Here is an 18,212-nt window from a genome sequence, read left to right as displayed (position 1 = left end):
CCGGGTCTTACCGGTACGTCGCCGCGTCCGCCCAGTGCTTCGCCGGGCCTCACCGACACGTCGCCGCGGACCACGAGTACGTCACCAGGCCCCACCGCCACGTCCCCCTGCCTCCCCGCTACGCCAACCGGGCGGTTTCCACCCGCCGTGCGACGGACGTCGTGCGCCTGCCGGGGAGAGGACCTGCTGTGAGCTCGCCACCGCAGTTCCGCCGCGCCGTGCGCCGTCGTGCCTGGCCGCGGGTGCTCGCGCTGCTGCTTGTGCTGCTCCTGCCCGTGGCGCACGCGGAGGCGGCGGCGGTGCCCGTTGTCGCCGTGGCGGGAGAGGTCGCCGAGGTCGATGTGCTCGACACGGCTCTGCGGCCGCCGGGACGGGGCACGCACCGGCCCGTGGTGCCGCAGCGTCCGGCACGTCCGGCCACCCCGGTCGGGCGGATCACGCCGGTCGGCTCGCCACAGGCGCTGACAGGGCCGCCGTACCCACTGCGGACCCTACGCTCGGTGGTCCTGCGCTGCTGACAGACCTGCCTTCCCCCACCCAGGTCAGTCGGTACGACGCAAGGAGGCACAGCCATGCCCTCGGATCCGTACGCCGTTCTGCGCGCCCTGGTGCGCGCGGAGGCCATGCGTAACGCGCCGAAGACGGAACTGAAGGACACCAAGCAACCGCAGCGGCCGCCCAAGAAACCGGGCCGCTGAGCCGTCGGCGGAGGCGGGTCTACCGCCTCCGCCGCGCCGTGCCGAAGATCGAACGGGTGATCTCCCGCCCGATCTGGGTGCCGATGGAACGGGCCAGGGACCTGAAGATGCCGCTGTCGATGACTTGTTCGACGACCGACTCCTTCTGCTCGGGCGTCGGCGCCGGCGCCCGCTCCGGTTCCGCGGCGGGCCTCTCGGCGGCCCGCTGTTCCAGCTTCTCGTACGCCGACTCCCTGTCCACAGCCTGTGCATAGCGGCCGAAGAGCGGCGAGGACGTCACCGCCCGGTCCAGGGCGGCCGGTTCGATCGGGCCCATCAGGGACTCGGGGGCGCGCAGCCGCGTCGCGGCAACCGGCGTCGGGGCGCCCTTCTCGCTGAGCACCGTGACGACCGCCTCACCGGTGCCGAGGTTGGTGAGCAGCTCTTCGAGGTCGTAGGCCGAGTCGGGGAAGGTCTTCACGGTCGCCTTCAGGGCCTTCTGGTCGTCGGGGGTGAAGGCGCGCAGGGCGTGCTGGACGCGGTTGCCGAGCTGGGCGAGGACGTCGCCGGGCACGTCCTTCGGGGTCTGGGTGACGAAGAAGACGCCGACCCCTTTCGAGCGAATGAGCCGCACGGTCCGGGTGATCGAGTCCAGGAACGCCTCCGACGCGTCGTCGAAGAGCAGATGTGCCTCGTCGAAGAAGAAGACCAGCTTGGGCTTGTCGGCGTCGCCGACCTCGGGAAGGTCGTGGAAGAGATCGGCGAGCAGCCACATCAGGAAGGTGGAGAACAGCTGCGGCTTGTCCTGTACGGAGGGCAGCTCCAGGACCGACACCAGGCCCCGCCCGTCCTCCGCCGTGCGCAGGAACTCCGCCGTGTCGAACTCCGGTTCCCCGAAGAAGGAGCCCATCCCCTGCGCCTCGAACGCGGTCAGCGAACGCAGGATCACCCCGGCGGTGGCGGTGGACAACCCGCCGATGGTCTTCAGCTCGGCCCTGCCCTCGTCGGAGGTGAGGAAGGCGACGACCGCGCGCAGGTCCTTGAGGTCGATCAGCTCCAGGCCCTTGGTGTCGGCGTAGTGGAAGATCAGGCCGAGGGACTGTTCCTGGGTCCGGTTGAGCTGGAGCACCTTGGCGAGCAGGACCGGGCCGAAGCTGGTGACGGTGGCGCGCAGCGGGATGCCGTGGCCGATGCCGCCGAGGGCGTAGAACCGGGCCGGGAAACCGGTCGCCGTCCACTGCTGGTGCACCTCGGCGGCGCGGGAGCGGATCTTGTCGTTCGACCGGCCTGGCGCCGAGATGCCCGACACATCGCCCTTGATGTCGGCGAGGAAGACGGGGACGCCCTGCGCGGAGAGCTGCTCGGCGATCAGCTGGAGGGTCTTGGTCTTGCCGGTGCCGGTGGCGCCTGCGACCAGGCCGTGCCGGTTGAGCATCGGCAGCGGGATGCGGATCTGGGCGTCGGGCAGGCACCGGCCGTCCCACAGCAGGGCGCCCAGATCCAGCGCGGGTCCGGTGAACGCGTACCCGGCGGCGATCTTCAGGGCCTCCTGCGGGAGGGCGGGAGCGCTGCCGGGTGCCTCGGGGTTGGCGGCCGCGGGCACGGTTTCGCTGTCACTCATGTCAGACCCCTGTTCCGTTTCGCCCCGGTTCACGGCATCTTTCCAGCGTTGCACTCCCTCTCCATGGCTGCGCCCGGAAGGTCTTGACCGGTAGGCTTTCCGTGTGATCTTCAAGCGCATCGGAAACGGCCGGCCGTACCCCGACCACGGCCGGGACAGCACCCGGCAGTGGGCGGACGTCGCGCCGCGCCCGGTCCGCCTCGATCAGCTCGTGACGACCAAGCAGCAGCTCGACCTGGAGACCCTCCTCGCCGAGGACTCCACCTTCTACGGCGACCTCTTCGCGCACGTCGTGAAGTGGCAGGGCGACCTGTATCTGGAGGACGGCCTGCACCGTGCGGTGCGTGCGGCGCTCCAGCAGCGTCAGGTGCTCCACGCGCGCGTCCTCGAGCTGGACTGACACCCCCCGCGAGCTCTCGGAACGGCACCGGCCGGTCACGGCTTGGCCCTTTCGGGTTCTCCTGAGCGGCGTGAAATGATCATGTAGTAGGCATCGCCGCCCGGGCGCACTACGCTGCGCTCATGAGCATGCTGACTCCCCCCGGCATGGGCGGCCAGTACCGGATCACGGGGGCCAAGTACCCGCGGATGCGTCCACCCCGTCGGCGCGGCAGGCTCGTACTCGTCGTCACCGCGTCGGTCGTCGTGATCGGCGTCCTCGGCTGGGGCACTCTGCAGCTCGTCGAGGTTTTCACCGGCGGTGGCGACAAGGCCTCGGCGGCCGGGACCAAGTCGGACTGCGCCACCAAGGTGAGCGCCTCGCCCAGCGCGGCCGTGGCCGTGCCGCGGCCCGGCGCCGTCACCGTCAACGTGCTCAACGCCACGACCCGCAGCGGGCTGGCCAAGAAGACCGCGGACGAACTGAAGAAACGTGGCTTCCGGATCGGTGAGGTGGGCAACGCGCCGAAGCAGTGGGACAAGAAGGTGAAGGCCACTGGGCTGCTGATCGGCCCCGCCTCGGCCCTGAACACGTCCCTGCCGGTGCTCGCCACCCAGCTCCCCACCGCCGAACGCAGCACGGACACCCGCAAGGGGCAGGCGATCGACCTGATCATCGGCAACGGCTTCAAGGAACTGGCGAAGAAGCCGACCGCGGACCGAGCACTGGCCGAGCTGACCGCACCGCGGCCGACGGCAACTGGGGTGAAGGCGGGCTGCTGAGGGGCGTGGAGCGGCGAGGGGGCGAAGGGGCGTGCAGCGGCGAAGGACGGCCGCTGAGCGCGAGCGGTGGATGCCGCTCTGCCGCTTGATGGGCCTTCGCGTCTGTGGGGCCTTCCTCCATCTGGGCCTGCGAGTCTGACCGGCTCGTGCCGTAGCTGGGCGCGCGCGCCTGACGGGCCCCTGGCCCGCCTGGGCCTGCGAGCCTGACGGGCCCCTGGCCCGCCTGGGCCTACGCGCCTGACGGGTCCCTGCCCCACCTGGGCCTGTGCGCCTGATGGGGCTGCGCGCCTGGCAGGCCCTGGCGGACCTGGGCTGCGGGTCTGACCGGCTCCTGCTCTAGCTGGGCCTGCGTGCTTGACGGCCCCCGGCCCCGCCTTGGCCTGCGCGTCGGACTGGCCCCCTGGCCCGCCTGGGCCTACGCGCCTGATGAGCCCTGCCCGCCCGGCCCGCCCGGCGCCTGTCGATCTGCCCGGCCTGCTCGATGTGCCTAGCCTGCCGGGCTGCCGTCGGACCCAGCCTGCCGGGCTGCCGTCGGACCTAGCGCGCCGGGCTGCCGTCAGACCTAGATCACCCTGGTGTTCAACGCGCGCGACCTCTACGTCGTCGGTCGGCGCAACGACGTAACCACTGGCCGTGAGGAACTATGCGTCGTACCACGTGTGGTGACCCTGGCTGGTCGTGGGCCGCGTCCGGTCGTGACCGGTGCGCTGCAGCACCCTGCCGACCGGCGGGGTGCCCCGTGGATCGAACACTTCCCGAGCTGGCCCGCCAACCAGGAGCTCCTCTCGCGAACCCGCGCCGCGTCCTGCGTGCCGCCTGCCCGCGACGGCCGTCGTCCACCTCCGCGCTGCTGACGTCCTCCTGTACCTCCAGCACCCCCGACGGCGACTCAATCTTCCGGCTTTGTGTGTTTCAGGGTGTATTGCATGCCGCCGTCAGATGTCTTTCCCGATGCGAGAGTTGTCGCGTGCCGAAAGCGTCGCTCAGTGGCAATCCTGGCATTAAGGGTTACTTCACCGTTCCGCGGTTGGCGGAAAGCGACTTGGCCGGATCTGTTCCTTGTTCTTTTCTGTGAGTGTCGTTCAACATTCAAATGCGGTCGCCGGGAACGGCGGACCGTCAGGCAAACGGCCATCTTCTATTCGGCTCACCCATGCCGGTTTCCGAACCCCCCACTGTCCGCGGCCGTTTGTCCTGGACTCCGGAAGGACGTCCCCCTTGCGCAACTCCCGGAAAAGACTCACGGTACTCACCGCTGCCGTCCTGCTCTCCTCCGCCACCGTCGTCTCCGGCGCACAGGCGGCCGACTCGACCGGCACGCGCTACGACACGGCCATGATCAGCGCCCTGGCGACCTCGCTCGGCGTGAGCGAACAGGCCGCGGTGGAACGGCTCGATCGCGAGACCACACAGCGGAACACCCTCTCCTCGCTGGAGCGGAAGGGGGTGGCGACGGACGGTTCGTTCTTCGACGCCGACGGAGACCTGGTCGTCAACGCGGACGGTCGACAGGCGACCCGCGAACTGGAGCACGCCGGACTGCGCGCACGGACAGTCCGCCATGGTGAGGACGAGCTGAACAAGGTCAAGGCCGAACTGGACGCCGCCGCGCTCGACAGGGCGCCGGTCGGGGTGAGTTCCTGGGAGGTCGACCTCGCCACGGACACCGTCACCGTGAAGGCCCACGACGACGGCTCGGCCCGGGCCTTCCTCCGCAAGGCGGGGGTGCGCGGCGACGCCGTACGCGTCGTGGCCGACCAACAGGATCTGGTACCGCAGGCCACCATCCAGCCGGGTGCGGAGATGACGTTCAACGGCTTCCGCTGTTCCGTCGGTTTCGGCGCCCGTGACTCGGCGGGCCGTCAGTACCTGGTCACCGCCGGGCACTGCATCGAGGGCCTCCCGGTCCTCTCCTATCAGGGCACCCGCTTCGCCCAAGGCACCAACACCCGCTTCGCGATGGGCAGCCGCAGTGTTGACATGGGCATTGCGCGTCTCGACGCGGGCAACACGATATCCACCGTGGTGGGGACCTACGGCAGGGCTGCCGAGCCCACCGTTCTCGGCAGCCAGCGAGCGGTCTCCGGCGCCACGCTCTGCAAGTCGGGCCGCACCACCTTCTGGACCTGCGGCCGGGTCAACTCCTACAACGTGACGGTCACGTACTCCGACCCCAACGGAGGGCCGAACACCGTCGTCACCGGCCTGGCCAGCTCCTCGGTGTGCACGCAGGGCGGCGACAGCGGCGGCGCCTACATCTCCGGCAACCAGGCCCAGGGTATGACCTCCGGCGGCCCCGCGAACCAGCGCTGCAACGGCAGCGTCAACGCACCCGGATCGTCCTACTTCCAGCCCCTGGACGACGCGTTGCGGCACTACGGACTCACTCTCAACACCGCCTGACCGGACAGGCACAGGCGTGCACGTGTGGGCCGGTCGGCGTGGTGCCGGCCGGCCCACAGAGGTTCGCCGGTCGCTGCCCCGGCCGGTCAGCGCCCGGGGTGAAGGCCGAGCCACCCGGGGGAGGGGGCCCCGGTCACCTCGCCGACGTAGAGGGCGAGTTGCTGCCTGAAGCGCTCGACGAGCGCTCGGTTCGCCATGAAGTGCTCGAAGCCGTCGAGGTGGGCGTTGCGGTACTCCCAGATGGGGCGGTAGCCCTCGTGGGGCGGCACGTCGGTGCGGACCGACCACATGTAGAAGTCGGACTGCGTGCGCTTCGACAGCCACCAGTTCAGGTACAGCTTCGCGGCGGCGGGATGCTTCGCGTGCCGGAAGATGGCGGCGCGCTGGGCCCAGGCCATGAACGGGTCGTGCTTCGCGACGACGAAGCGGGTCTTCACACCCGTCGGCGGGGTCAGCATGCCGTCCGTGCCCAGGGCGACGGCCGCGCGGCCCGCCTCGACCCGGTCCGCGGGTTCCTGCGTACCGCGCACCCAGGCCACGTCCTGGGCGACGAACCGCCGCAGCCACTGCCAGCCGTACTTGTCGACGATGAGGCTGTACAGGTACAGCACCGCGTCGTCGTCGTTCGGGTACGTCGAGACGATCTTCCCCTTCCAGCGCGGGTCGAGCAGGTCCCGGGCCGAGGCGGGGGCCGTGCCACCGGCTTCGTCGACGTTGTAGACAGTGGAGAAGGCGTCGACGAATATGCCGGTCCACGCGCCGTCGGGGTCCTTGAAGGCGGGGTGGACGCGGGAGAAGCCGGCCGGCTTGTAGGGGAGCAGGGCGCCCTCGCGCTTCCAGCGGGGGAAGTCCTGAAGGGTCTGCAGTTGTACGACGTCCGGGACGAGGGTGCCGGTGGCGAGCTGGGTGTCGATGCGGGCGTCGTGGAACTTGCTGTAGTCCACGACGATGTTCAACGTGATGCCGGGGAACGCCTTCTCGAAGGCGTCCTTGTTGCCGTCCTGCTGGGTGGCGGTGTCGCCGCCCGCGTAGACGGTGAGCACACCGCCCTCCGCCTTCGCCTCGCGGTACAGCTGCTCAAGGCTCTTGGTCTCCTCGCCGGACTTCGCGGCGTGGGCCGTCCCGGCGCCGAGTGCGACCCCGGCGACCGTTAGTGAACCCGCGGCGAGTACCTGACGCCGTCCGACTGGCATGGGTGGTCCCCTTCAGTGCGCTGCTGCAGTGCGATGGACGGGAGCGAAGATACCTTCCGAGGCAGCATTACTTCAAACTTCAAGTTGAGCACAGGGTTGATTTATACGGCGAGTTGACGTGCGGCGAAGTCATAGATTGCTGTACCGTCAGCTTTATGGGTGAGCTGCTGCACGACAATGCGGTCGTCCTGTACGGCGACATCCTGCGGCTGACGGACGCGATCGGCGGACGGGCCGAGCGCACCATCCGTGAGGCCGCTGGACTGGGCGGTTCCGAGTTCGAGGTGCTCCTGCGTCTGGCCCGCCACGCGGAGAACCGGACCACGAGCGCTCGCCTGGCTGAGGACTTGTCGTTCACCTCGGGCGGGCTGACCCGGCTGATCGCCCGCATGGAGGAAGCTGGGCTGCTGGCCCGCCACCCCCACCCCGACGACCGCCGGGCCGCGCTCCTGGAAGCCACCCCGAAAGGTCGTGAGCTGCTGGAACGGGCCCTCGCCGCGCACGTCCCGCAGGTGACCGCCGACCTCGTGGAGCCGCTCACCCCGGTCGAGCGGCTGATTCTGCGCGAGCTGGTGACCAAGCTGCTGGCCCACTCCGCACGCGGCACGGTGCAAGGACCCGCACGGCCGTAACCGTCCAGCTCCTCCCGCGGCCTCCAGCCCCTCGCCCCCGAAACGGGAAACGAACGGAGTCACCTGTGAAGATCCTCCTCATCGGCGCCACCGGCATGATCGGCTCCCGCATCACGGCGGAAGCCTTCGGCCGCGGCCACGAAGTCACCGCCGCCACCCGTTCGGGCCGTGCGGACGCCCTGCCGGAACACCAGGCGCTGACCGTCCTCGCCCTGGACGCCACCGAGCCGGGCAAGGTCGCCCAGGCCGCTGCCGGACACGACGCCGTCATCTCCGCCGTCTCCCCGCCCCGCGACGGCTCCGACCCGGCCGCCCCGCTGCTGGCGACGTACAAGTCCCTGGTCGAAGGGCTGCGCACAGCGGGCGTACACCGCCTGCTGGTGGTCGGCGGGGCGGGCAGCCTGAAGACCGCCTCGGGCCAGGACCGGGTCGACACCCCCGACTTCCCCGCGATCTACAAGGCCGAGTCGCTCGCCCAGCGTGAGGTACTGCGCTGGCTGCGCGCCGAAGTGGGCGACGACCTGGACTGGACGTATGTCTCCCCGGCCGACGAGATCGCCCCCGGCGAGCGCACCGGCACCTTCCGCCTCGGCGGCGACGACCTGCTGATCGCGGAGGACGGCACCAGCTTCATCAGCGCCGAGGACTACGCGGTCGCCCTGGTCGACGAGGCCGAGAAGGGCACGGCGATCCGCCGCCGCATCACCGCCGCCTACTGACGGACCTCGCTCGAAGGCGCCCGCTTCGACCGCAGGCCGACCGGCAGTGCCGAGACGGCGCCCTCGACTCCGCCTGTAAGCCGACCGCCGTCTTCGTCCGCCCCAGCGACCCCGACTTCTGCTTCCCCTCGACCACACCCATGTCGTCGAGGGGAAGCACGTCCTCGTTCGGACGCGCTGCACCGCAGCCGACAAGGCCACGGCACCGTCTTCGTCGACAACCTGCGCCGGTGCCTCGGCCACCCCGTCGCCGACAGACGCGGAGCTGGACCTCGCAGAGTCAGGCCAGTTGGTCGCGGAGCCACTGCAGGCTCCAGGGGATGATCTCCTGGGCCTTCTCCATGGCGCAGTGGCCGGCGTTCGGGACGAGCCGGACGACGGTGTTCGGGCGGGACTCGAGCGGCCGGGAGTCGTCGGCGGGGACGTGCTGGTCCTGGTCTCCGTTGACGTACAGCAGCGGCACGGGATCGCTGCCCCAGTCGTCCAGGAGCCCCTGCGTGCGCAGCGAGAAGGCGGCCATGGCGGCCTGGAGTTCGGCGAGAGGCGGCTCGGCGTCCAGTCGCAGGGAGTTGCCGAAGATGCCGGGCATGCCGTAGCGGAGCCGGGCGACGGCCTCGGGGGTGAAGGCGGTGTCTATGAGTCCGCCGTTGCTCACCGCGGCGTCGACCATCCCGCGCAGAGCCAGCTTGATCGTCCAGTGCCCGCCGAAGCTGAAGCCGACGGTGCCCACCTTGCGTGCCTGGGGAAAGCGGCGGCGCAGCCAGTTCAGGACGTCACCGACGTACAGCTCTCCGTCGGGACCGTTGGCGACCGGTGATTCCCCGGTGCCGGCCATGTCGACGGTGGCCACCCGTGCGCCGACCAGGCGAGCCGTCGCGAGCGCGGTGGTGTGCACCTCGACCTTCCAGGTGTCCACGCCGGCGAAGACCAGCACGATCGGGGCGTCGTCCGGCAGGTTCTCGGGGACGTAGAGGTGCAGGGGGACCCGCGCGGTCTCTCCGCGGAAGGCCACGTCGATCACGTGGCGCTCGAAGGGCACCTCGAAGCGGGACGAGGCGTCCAGGAAGGTGCGCGACTGGTTCTCGTAAGCCCGGGTGTGCGCCGCGTTGCCGCCCAGGACGGGGAACTTGGCGATGCCGTACAGGTGGCTGGCCCTCAGGAGATCACCGTCCTTCTCGGCCTGCTCGGCAAGGACGGACCACTCATGCGCCCAGCCGCCGGGGCCCTCGGCCCACAGGTCGCTGATGCGACGGGACATCTCCTCCAGCACGGCGGGATCGGTGCCCCCGAACCGCCACTGGGCCGCGCGTTCCTCGATGAGTTCGGCGGGGTCTACGACGAAGGTGAACGGCATGGTGCGGCCCTCCAAGTGTTGGGACGGCGGGACGGCGAGTCCCCTCACGGCAAAGTGTGCACCATGATGCATTGATGCACTAATGATGCATGGATAGAATGAGGTCGGCACGACCGAGCACCACCCGTGACTTCCAGGCGAGGGAACACACGTGACCCGTTCACCCGCGGCAGCGAGCCCGACGGGCCCGACCGAGCAGCCGATGGGGCGCAGGGAGCGGCAGCGGCAGCGCATCCGCTCCGCGATCCTGGACGCGGCCCTGGAGTTGTTCGCCGAGCAGGGCTACGGTGCGACGACCATCGACCAGATCGCCGAACGCGCCGACCTGGCCCGCCGGACCGTGTTCAACCACTTCCCCCGCAAACGCGACATGCTGGATGCCTGGAGGGGCGAGCGCCGGGAGCTCGTGACCGCCCGGCTGGTCGATGACGGCGTCCGCCGAGCCCCTGCTCGCCGCCAGCTCGAACTCCAGATGGAGGTCCTGGCGGGGGTGAACGAGGAGAACCCCAGGATGGCCCGTGTCCTCTCGCTGGGCTGGCTGAGCGAACTGGGGACGTTCGACAGCCCCTTCCCGGTCTTTGAATCGTTCCGTGACAGCGTCCGCCTCGGCCAGGACAACGGCGACTTCCGTCCCTCCGTGTCCCCGGAAACCGTCGCGGAGACCCTCAGCGCCGTTTACACCGAAACCCTCCACCGCTGGCTCCAGGCGCATCAGCACACCGACAAGCCATTCCTCCTCGGTCCGGCTCTCCGGGTGAAACTCGACCTCGTTCTCGACGGCTTGACGGCACATCAGGGCTGACACCGCGTCAAGGCCGCAGGTCGTGTCGTTCACTCATGCCCGAGGCCGCCGGACTGGCCGGTTCCGAGTTGGAGATGCTCTTGCGCCGGGCCCGGCACCGGAAGACCGGACCGCCCCGGCCGCTTGGCCGAGGGCCTGTCGTTCACATCGGGCGGGCTGACCACGGTTGATCGCCCGCATGGAGGAGGCCAGGCTGCTCGACCGCCGGCCCCTCCCCGGCGACCGCCGGGCATCGACGTCTGCGGGCGTCGGATCGGGGCATGCCGCCCCGCCTGACGCACGCGAGCCGGTGCCTTGCCGGACGGAGAGCACCACGAGCGTGCGATGGGTCCGTCGCGCGGCCAGCGCACTGGACGCGGTGGAGGTCCGCGTGGCCCGGGACGGGATCGTGGTGACCGACCCCCGCCGTGTGGATCCTCGCCGACCTCGCCTTCGACGCGCTGCGCCACGGGTGCCCCCGCCCGTGGCGGTGGAGCCCGACTCCCCCCAGGCCCATGTCCGTGACGATGGCCCCGGCTTCCCGGCCGAGCTGCTCGCGGTGCCGCACGCTTCCGGCCCGGAGCGCTTCCGCGCCGGCTCCCCGTCCGACGGCACGGGCCTCGGCCTGACCATCGCCGTCGGCCAGGCCGGCCTGATCGGCGCCCGGCTGTCCTTGCGCAACCGTCCCCAAGGCGGCGCGGAGATGGTTCTGTGCCTGTCGGCTGGTGAGCCCGGCAGCGGCCGCACACTGGATGTCCCGCACGGGGTTGCTCCTGCTGCTTTCCCCGCACGTAGGGTCTCGCGAGGTTCTGACCGGTGTTCGACGGACTCTTCCTCCGCTTCCTTCGCCGAAGGAGTTGGTGAGCTGTTCCCCGTCCGGCCCGCGCCGGGCCGGCCCGGCTCCGTGCGTTCCGGTTCTGGTGCGGTGCAGGTGCGGGTGTCCTTGTCCGACCGTAGCGGCTGTGCAGCCGCCCTATCGCTCCCGGACCATGCCGGACTCCCACGCCCAGGCGGCGATCTCGACCCGGTTGCGGGCGTCGATCTTCTGCTGGATGTTGGCCAGGTGCGTCTTGACGGTGGACAGTGACACCACCAGCTGGTCGCAGATCTCCTGGTTGGTGCGGCCCACCGCGACCAGCCGGGCGACGTCCAGTTCTCGTTCGGTCAGCGGGCAGGCGGCATCCGGCTCGGGACGCGTGGCGGACAGTTGCTTCAGCAGCCGGACGGTGACGGCGGGAGAGACGAGCGCGTCGCCGCGGGCGGCGGCCCGCACCGCCTCGATCAGCAGGCTGGGCGGGGCGTCCTTGAGCAGGAAGCCGCAGGCTCCGTTGCGCAGCGCGGTGTGTACGTAGTCGTCCTGGTCGAAGGTGGTGATCACGACGACCCGCATCGGGGTGTGGACTCCGGGGCCGGCCAGTGCCCGGGTGACGTCCAAGCCGTCCAGTTTCGGCATGCGGATGTCGACCAGGCACACGTCCGGCCGCAGCCGGCGGGCGAGTTCCACGCAGGCGGCGCCGTCGGCGGCCTCGCCGACTACCTCGATGCCGGGCTGGGCGTCGAGGATCAGCCGGAATCCCATGCGGACCATTTCCTGGTCGTCCGCGATCAGTACGCGGATCGCGGTGTCGTTCACGCCGGTGATCCTGCCACAGCGGCCAGCATGGGGAAGGCGGCGGTGACCCGCCAGCCGTCGTCGTCGGTGGGAGCGGCGGTCAGCGTGCCGTCCACCGCTTCGACGCGTTCACGCAGGCCGACCAGCCCGAAGCCGCCGCGTCCGCCGACCGGGACGGGGCGGCGTGCGGCCGGTGCCGTGTTGGCCACCTCGACCCGCAGCCTGGGCCCGTCCACGTCGATCCGTACGGCGACCGCGGCGCCGGGCGCGTGCCGCCGCACGTTGGTCAGGGCCTCCTGCACCACTCGGTGCACGGAGGTTTCCACCTCGGGGGCGAGACGCGCCTCGCGGGCCGCCGCGGCGACGTGCAACTGGACGTCCGCTTCGTCTTCGGAGAACGCCGAGACCAGGCGGGCGAGTTCCGCCCACACTTCGCCGGGCCGGATGCTGTCATGGTCGTCCTCGCGCAGGACCCGCACCAGGCGGCGCATCGAGTCCAGTGTCTCCGATCCGGACCGGCTGATGTTCTCCAGCAGCGGTCCGACCTGTTCCGGCGCGGTGTGCTGGAGAGTCAGCGCGGCGTTGGCCTGGACGATGATGCCGGTGACGTGGTGGGCGACGAAGTCGTGCAGGTCGTGAGCGAGTTCCAGGCGCTGGCGCTGGCGTACGGCGGCGATGTCGCGGGCCCGCTGCTCCTCCAGCAGCCGTGCGCGCAGGCCCCAGGCGAGAGCTGTGCCGGCGCCGAGCGTCATCAGCAGGCACCAGTTGACGGCGGTCTGGCTGTCGGTCTGGATGTCCCTTGGCAGCCAGCGCAGCGGGATCACGATGGCCGCCACGGCCAGCGCGGCCGACACGGCTGCCGCGGCCCTCGGGCCCGGCACCGTCCACACAGCACGGGAAAGCAGCACCAGCAGAGCGACGCCCTCCAGCAGCCCCCAGCTACCGGCACCGTCCCGGCCCGCGAACACCCCGATCCCGACCGTGAGGGCCAGGGAGCCGCCGGCGACGAGCACGGCACGTACCTGCATCTTGGGCCCACGTCCGGGCCACAGCAGCGCCGCGCAGGCAACCGGGCCGGACACGATCGGCAGCCAGCTCGTCCAGCGGTAGTCGGGCTCCCGACCGGCGAACACGTCCAGCAGCCACACCAGGCTGAGGAAGATCCAGCCGACGGCGAGCAGCGCCCGGCGGCGCAGCGAAGTCTCGGGGTACACGCTCGGCAGGATACGGAAGCGGTGATTCCCGGCGGCCTCGGCCGAATGGCCGATGTCCGGCCACCACAACCGGTCGTCCGGCCGAGACAGCCAGTTGCCGTGCGCCCCGAAAGTGGACGGCATGCACGCTGAACACCGCTTCCCCCGGGGAGACCACTCGATGAACACCACCTCCGCCGTCCTGACCGGCGCCGGCCTGTTCAAGTCCTACGGCATGGCCCGCGCCCTGGCCGGCGTCGACATCGACGTGACGGCCGGCGAGTCGCTGGCCGTCATGGGCCCGTCCGGCTCCGGCAAATCCACCCTGCTGCACTGCCTGGCCGGGATCGAACGGCCCGACTCCGGTGAGGTCCTGCTGGACGGCAAGCGGATCGACCAGCTCCGCGAACCGGCCCGCAGCGAGCTGCGCCGCACCGCCTTCGGCTTCGTCTTCCAGTCCGGCCAGCTGCTGCCGGAACTGCCCGCCGACGAGAACGTCGCCCTGCCACTGATGCTCGGCGGCACGGCCCGCCGGGCGGCCGTCGAGCAGGCCCGGCAGTGGTTCGGACCACTGGGCCTGCAGGGAATGGAGGACCGACGTCCCGGGCAGCTGTCCGGAGGCCAGGCGCAGCGGGTGGCCATCGCCCGCGCCCTGGTCGGCCGCCCGAAAGTGATCTTCGCGGACGAGCCGACCGGCGCGCTGGACCAGGCCACCGGTATGGAGGTGATCCACCTGCTGACGGAGGTCAGCCGCAGCCACGGCGCCGCCCTGGTCGTCGTCACCCACGATGCGAATGTGGCCCGCTGGTGCGACCGCACGGTGCACGTCCGCGACGGCCGGCTGGCCGCAGACCGAACTGCGGCCGAGGCCGGGACCGACGCGAAGGCGGGGTACCGGCGATGAGGCCACTGGACCGCACCACCTGGACACTGACCTGGCGGCTCACCCGGGCCGGCGGCCGCACCGGCCTGCTCGCCACCGGGCTCGCGGTCGCGGCTGCGGCCGTGTCCACCACCCTCCTCCTGCTGTGCGTCGCGATGAACCTGGGCTTCCAGCACCGCACGGACCGCACCGACTGGCGCAACCCCGTGGAGTCCTCCCGCCCGGTCGCCGTGCAGGCGATGGGAACGACCTTCACCCGGGGAGAGCCGGTCACCGTCGTGGACGTCGCACAGCTGCCCGGACGCACCGCTCCCGCCCTGCCCGGCCTCGACCGCTTCCCCGCGCCCGGCGAACTGTGGGTCTCCCCAGCGCTCGGCGACCTGCTCGACCGGCTGCCCGCCGACCGCCACCCGGTCCCCGGCACCCCCACCGGAACCTTGGGCCGCGCGGCGCTCGCCCACCCCGGCGACCTCGTGGCGGTGATTGGACACCGCGCCACCGACCCGGCGGTCACCGCCGAACGCGCGCCCGATCCGCGCCGGATCGGCGACATCGCCTCTCCTACCCGCGTCGCGTCGTTCACCGGCACGCCGCTGACGGACGGCATGGGCGGCATGTACACGCTCCTGGCCCGGCTCGCCACCGTCCTTGTCATCGTTCCGCTGCTGGTGCTGGCGGCCTCCGCCGCGCGGCTGTCGGTCTCCCGCCGCGACCAGCGCCTCGCTGCGCTCCGCCTGATCGGCGCCACGCCGGGCCGAATCGCCGGGCTGACGGCAGCCGAGGCGCTGCTGACCGGGACGGCCGGAGCGCTGCTCGGTGCCGTGGGGTACGGGCTGCTGCTGCCGGTGGCGGCGAGCCTACCGCTCGCGGGCGGCGCCTGGTACTCGGCCGACCTGTGGATCGGCGGACTGCCGCTGCTGGCGGTGATGGCCGGGGTGGTCGCGCTGGTCGTCAGCAGCGCGCTCGCTGGACTGCGTCAGGTGGTCGTCGGCCCGCTGGGCGTGGCCCGCCGCTCCCGCAGCCGGGGGGCGAGCGTCGTGCGGGCGGTGGTCTTCGTGGCCGTCGTCGCCGTATACGGCTGGGTGACGAGGGAGTACGGCAGCGCCGACGTCGTGGCGTTGTTCGCGTTCGCCGCGGTCTTCCTGGCGCTGGCCGTGATCGGGCCGTGGGTGGTCCGGATGCTCGGCAGGATTGTCACTGCCCTGGCCAAGCGGCCGGCGACACTGCTGGCTGGGCGTCGGCTGCTGGATGACCCGAAGGCCGCCTGGCGGATCGTCTCCGGGCTCACCCTGGCCGGTTTCGTCGCCGGGTTCTTCGCCCTGCTCACCGTGGACTCCGCTCCCCCGTGGGGTGGACGGCCCGATCAGCTCGCCATCGCCGCCCCGGCCCACAAGGTGGGCCAGACGCGGACGCAGGCCGAACAGCGCCTGCACGCCGCCGGGGTGAGCGCCGTGGTCGGCGTGGACGACGGCTTCGTGGCCACGTCTCCCTACGACAGCCGCCAGATCACCGCCACCATCTCCGGCGGCACGGCCGAACTGGACCGCGCCCGCACCGCGCTGACCGGCCTGACACCCGACCAGTACCCACTGACCACCACCGACGTGAACTGGTCCGAGAACCGGTTCACCCAGGACTTCACGACCATCACCCGAGTCGTGCTCGTGGTGACCTTCACCGTCGCCATCACCTCCGCCGGGATCACCGCGGCCGCCAACGTCCTGGACCGCCGCCGCACCTACGCCCTGCTGCACCTGGCCGGAACCCCGCTACGGGTCCTGGACACCGCCCGCAGCCGGGAGACCCTGATCCCGCTCACGGTCCTGGCGGGCGGTGCTCTCGCGACAGGACTGCTGTGCGGGGGCTCGATGACGCTGGCTGGCGGCGACTCGTCCCTCGACGCACGCGGCCTGACCGTTCTCGCCGTGTGCTGCGCCGTCGGCGTCGGCGGGATCCTGGCGGCCGGCGGCCTGAGCCGTCCCTTGCTGCGCTCGGTCACCCGGTACGCCGGGGTGCGGGGAGAGTGAGCAGTGCGGGGGCTGAGCCCGACGGCCGGGTCCAGCCCCCGCGGCAAGATGTGGAGGCGCGGATGACGTGATGCCTCGGCAAAGTAGCCGGGGTATCGACAAGTTCCACGAACGGTTGGAGATCCAGCGCGCCGGGCCCGCCGTCGGAGCTACTCCGCCGCGCCCGCCGTAGGACCTACTCCGCCGCCCCGTACATCCGATCCCCCGCATCGCCCAGCCCCGGGACGATGTAGCCGTGCTCGTTGAGGCGTTCGTCGACCGAGGCCGTGACGACCGTCACCGGGGTGCCGGCCAGGTCGCGTTCCATCAGCTCGACGCCCTCGGGGGCGGCCAGCAGGACCACGGCCGTGACGTCATCGGCGCCGCGCTTGATCAGCTCCTGGATCGCCGCGACCAGGGTGCCACCGGTGGCCAGCATCGGGTCCAGGACGTACACCTGGCGTCCGGAGAGGTCCTCCGGCATCCGGGTGGCGTACGTGGACGCCTGGAGCGTCTCCTCGTTGCGGATCATGCCCAGGAAGCCCACCTCGGCGGTCGGCAGCAGCCGGACCATGCCGTCGAGCATGCCGAGCCCGGCCCGCAGGATCGGCACGACCAGCGGGCGCGGGTGGGAGAGCTTGACGCCGGTGGTGGTGGCGACCGGGGTGGTGATGTCGACCTGTTCGGTGCGCACGTCGCGCGTGGCCTCGTAGGCGAGCAGGGTGACCAGCTCGTCGGCGAGACGACGAAACGTCGGGGAGTCGGTGCGCTGGTCGCGCAGCGTGGTGAGCTTGTGGGCGACCAGGGGGTGGTCGACGACGTGGAGACGCATGGGCACAACGGTAACCGCACTTCGGTCCCGGCACTCCCTGGCGTCAAACCCGCCATCCGGGGGAAAGTGAGGGAGACGGATAGGGGTGGTGTGCCTATGCCTGACCTGCCAGAGCTGCCCGACCACGCGTCCCGGGCGGACGCGAGCTCGCAGGAGACCGACGCCGAGCGGAGGCGGCGCCGGGCGCAGTTCCTGCGGGAACTCGCCGAGGCCCGGGAACTGCGTGACCGCGTTCAGCCGCGCCGCGCCAAGACGGCCCGCCTGCGGCACGCGATGCGCATGCGAACGTTTCGCTGGTAATCCCCGCGGTACATCCCGGGGCGGGAAGAACCGCACCCCGTGCGGTCGTTGCCGGGGTGGGCGTGCGTGGCGTCGACCCAAAGCCGCGTACGATCCGCTGGTGGCGGCAACGAGTGTGCTGGTGAGTCGTTCGCGGACGTGCGATCAAAACAGCCGGACACAGCGGGCCGAAGACGTCCCCTGAACGCCTTGTTTCTGCCACGATTCCGAGTGGGTGGGGCTCGGAGCCCGAGCTCTCCCCGCCCGCAGCCTCCGCCGGGGGGACCCCCAACCGGCACGCCTATGACCAGTGGGAGAGTCACGGTGTACTTCGCCGCACTGCTCGCGCGCACCGAAGACGGGTGGGAAGCGAGCGACACAGAGCTCGACGATGTGGAGACCCTGTCGGATCTGGCCGACCTGGCCCGGGAAGCCTCTCCCGACGAGGACACGGTGCTCGTCCTGATCGAGCAGGAGGACGCCTGGTTCGGCGTGGTCCGCGTGGACGGCGAGGACGACCCTCGTATCTACGTCTCGGACGCCGCCGCCGCTGCCCGCAGCAGCTACGGCGAGATCCTGCTCACCGACGAACTGCTCGGCCGCGAGCCGGCCGACGACGACGCCGACCTGGACGCCCTCGACCTGGACGGCACCGAGGACGGTGAGCCCGAGGACGACGCCGACGACGGCGAGGAGGACGGCGGCTCCGCCGAGGCCGTGCCGCACGGCCCGGTCGGTGACACCGGCATCCTCGACGACCTGGGCGTCAGCGAGAAGGAGCTGCTGTCGCTGTCGGAGGACGCGCTCACCGAGATCGCCGAGGCCCTGGGCGCCTCGGAGACGCTGGAGACCGTCCGCTGACCCCG

19 protein-coding genes are annotated in these 18,212 nt (G+C 71.1%); 13 read left to right on the top strand and 6 right to left on the bottom strand.

All coding sequences use genetic code 11. From position 1 onward, the window contains the following. Together SSP24_RS44435 and SSP24_RS44980 are read left to right on the top strand one after the other, a co-directional pair. The coding region (locus tag SSP24_RS44435; protein ID WP_244951803.1) for a hypothetical protein at positions 1-518 on the top strand (518 nt) is incomplete at its 5' end. A 54-nt stretch (positions 519-572) separates the two neighbouring features. Next, positions 573-698, top strand: a complete 126-nt coding sequence (locus tag SSP24_RS44980) for a hypothetical protein (RefSeq protein WP_260463209.1) — start codon at positions 573-575, stop codon at positions 696-698. Positions 699-717: 19 nt separating this feature from the next. Here SSP24_RS44980 and SSP24_RS31065 read toward each other — a convergent pair whose 3' ends face one another. Continuing rightward, on the bottom strand, positions 718-2,298 hold the full coding sequence (locus tag SSP24_RS31065; protein WP_141313297.1) for a helicase HerA-like domain-containing protein: 1,581 nt from the start codon (positions 2,296-2,298) through the stop codon (positions 718-720). A 103-nt stretch (positions 2,299-2,401) separates the two neighbouring features. Between SSP24_RS31065 and SSP24_RS31060 the strand changes: the two genes are divergently transcribed. The 3 genes from SSP24_RS31060 (at position 2,402) to SSP24_RS31050 (ending at position 5,862) form a co-directional block, all read left to right on the top strand. Then, on the top strand, positions 2,402-2,698 hold the full coding sequence (locus SSP24_RS31060; protein WP_003991361.1) for a type II toxin-antitoxin system VapB family antitoxin: 297 nt from the start codon (positions 2,402-2,404) through the stop codon (positions 2,696-2,698). Between the two features lie 146 nt (positions 2,699-2,844). Beyond that, positions 2,845-3,459 carry a LytR C-terminal domain-containing protein gene (locus SSP24_RS31055; RefSeq protein WP_141313304.1) on the top strand — a complete coding sequence of 205 codons (615 nt, stop codon included), beginning with the start codon at positions 2,845-2,847 and terminating at the stop codon, positions 3,457-3,459. A 1,218-nt stretch (positions 3,460-4,677) separates the two neighbouring features. After that, positions 4,678-5,862 (top strand): S1 family peptidase, encoded by a 1,185-nt coding sequence (locus SSP24_RS31050; RefSeq protein WP_141313296.1) that lies wholly within the window; start codon positions 4,678-4,680, stop codon positions 5,860-5,862. A gap of 86 nt (positions 5,863-5,948) precedes the next feature. Here SSP24_RS31050 and SSP24_RS31045 read toward each other — a convergent pair whose 3' ends face one another. Beyond that, the gene (locus SSP24_RS31045) at positions 5,949-7,055 is read right to left on the bottom strand and encodes an ABC transporter substrate-binding protein (RefSeq protein WP_141313295.1); all 1,107 of its coding nucleotides are present in this window, start codon (positions 7,053-7,055) and stop codon (positions 5,949-5,951) included. Between the two features lie 155 nt (positions 7,056-7,210). Between SSP24_RS31045 and SSP24_RS31040 the strand changes: the two genes are divergently transcribed. Together SSP24_RS31040 and SSP24_RS31035 are read left to right on the top strand one after the other, a co-directional pair. Then, positions 7,211-7,687: a MarR family winged helix-turn-helix transcriptional regulator gene (locus tag SSP24_RS31040; protein ID WP_141313294.1), complete on the top strand. Its 477-nt coding sequence runs from the start codon at positions 7,211-7,213 to the stop codon at positions 7,685-7,687. 65 nt (positions 7,688-7,752) lie between these two features. Next, positions 7,753-8,406: an NAD(P)-dependent oxidoreductase gene (locus SSP24_RS31035; protein ID WP_141313293.1), complete on the top strand. Its 654-nt coding sequence runs from the start codon at positions 7,753-7,755 to the stop codon at positions 8,404-8,406. Between the two features lie 280 nt (positions 8,407-8,686). On the opposite strand, the gene SSP24_RS31030 is transcribed toward SSP24_RS31035, so the two are convergent. Next, positions 8,687-9,760, bottom strand: a complete 1,074-nt coding sequence (locus SSP24_RS31030; RefSeq protein WP_167529749.1) for an alpha/beta fold hydrolase — start codon at positions 9,758-9,760, stop codon at positions 8,687-8,689. 151 nt (positions 9,761-9,911) lie between these two features. On the opposite strand from SSP24_RS31030, the gene SSP24_RS31025 reads away from it, so the two are divergent. Together SSP24_RS31025 and SSP24_RS45345 are read left to right on the top strand one after the other, a co-directional pair. Continuing rightward, the gene (locus SSP24_RS31025; RefSeq protein WP_229866075.1) at positions 9,912-10,562 is read left to right on the top strand and encodes a TetR/AcrR family transcriptional regulator; all 651 of its coding nucleotides are present in this window, start codon (positions 9,912-9,914) and stop codon (positions 10,560-10,562) included. A 178-nt stretch (positions 10,563-10,740) separates the two neighbouring features. Then, the gene (locus SSP24_RS45345; RefSeq protein ID WP_373306787.1) at positions 10,741-11,628 is read left to right on the top strand and encodes an ATP-binding protein; all 888 of its coding nucleotides are present in this window, start codon (positions 10,741-10,743) and stop codon (positions 11,626-11,628) included. Here SSP24_RS45345 and SSP24_RS31020 read toward each other — a convergent pair. Together SSP24_RS31020 and SSP24_RS31015 are read right to left on the bottom strand one after the other, a co-directional pair. After that, the gene (locus SSP24_RS31020) at positions 11,515-12,174 is read right to left on the bottom strand and encodes a response regulator (protein WP_141313290.1); all 660 of its coding nucleotides are present in this window, start codon (positions 12,172-12,174) and stop codon (positions 11,515-11,517) included. The genes SSP24_RS45345 and SSP24_RS31020 overlap by 114 nt on opposite strands. Continuing rightward, a complete protein-coding gene (locus tag SSP24_RS31015; protein WP_229866077.1) occupies positions 12,171-13,490 on the bottom strand; it encodes a sensor histidine kinase in 1,320 nt (439 codons plus the stop codon). Before SSP24_RS31015 ends, SSP24_RS31020 begins: the two co-directional genes overlap by 4 nt. A gap of 37 nt (positions 13,491-13,527) precedes the next feature. On the opposite strand from SSP24_RS31015, the gene SSP24_RS31010 reads away from it, so the two are divergent. Both SSP24_RS31010 and SSP24_RS31005 read left to right on the top strand, forming a co-directional pair. After that, complete coding sequence (locus tag SSP24_RS31010) at positions 13,528-14,250, top strand: ABC transporter ATP-binding protein (protein WP_141313289.1); 723 nt, start codon at positions 13,528-13,530, stop codon at positions 14,248-14,250. Further along, the gene (locus tag SSP24_RS31005; protein ID WP_141313288.1) at positions 14,247-16,256 is read left to right on the top strand and encodes an FtsX-like permease family protein; all 2,010 of its coding nucleotides are present in this window, start codon (positions 14,247-14,249) and stop codon (positions 16,254-16,256) included. The genes SSP24_RS31010 and SSP24_RS31005 overlap by 4 nt, the downstream gene beginning before the upstream one ends. Before the next feature lie 175 nt (positions 16,257-16,431). On the opposite strand, the gene upp is transcribed toward SSP24_RS31005, so the two are convergent. Then, positions 16,432-17,067 carry a uracil phosphoribosyltransferase gene (upp, locus tag SSP24_RS31000; RefSeq protein ID WP_141313287.1) on the bottom strand — a complete coding sequence of 212 codons (636 nt, stop codon included), beginning with the start codon at positions 17,065-17,067 and terminating at the stop codon, positions 16,432-16,434. Between the two features lie 96 nt (positions 17,068-17,163). On the opposite strand from upp, the gene SSP24_RS30995 reads away from it, so the two are divergent. Both SSP24_RS30995 and SSP24_RS30990 read left to right on the top strand, forming a co-directional pair. Then, on the top strand, positions 17,164-17,367 hold the full coding sequence (locus tag SSP24_RS30995) for a hypothetical protein (protein WP_167529748.1): 204 nt from the start codon (positions 17,164-17,166) through the stop codon (positions 17,365-17,367). A gap of 303 nt (positions 17,368-17,670) precedes the next feature. After that, complete coding sequence (locus SSP24_RS30990) at positions 17,671-18,207, top strand: tRNA adenosine deaminase-associated protein (RefSeq protein WP_141313301.1); 537 nt, start codon at positions 17,671-17,673, stop codon at positions 18,205-18,207. Positions 18,208-18,212 lie beyond the last annotated feature (5 nt).

This window comes from Streptomyces spinoverrucosus, from assembly GCF_006539505.1.
GTDB lineage: Bacteria > Actinomycetota > Actinomycetes > Streptomycetales > Streptomycetaceae > Streptomyces > Streptomyces spinoverrucosus.
Note: the sequence above shows the minus strand (reverse complement) of the source record. Positions and strands in the feature narration are given on the sequence as shown.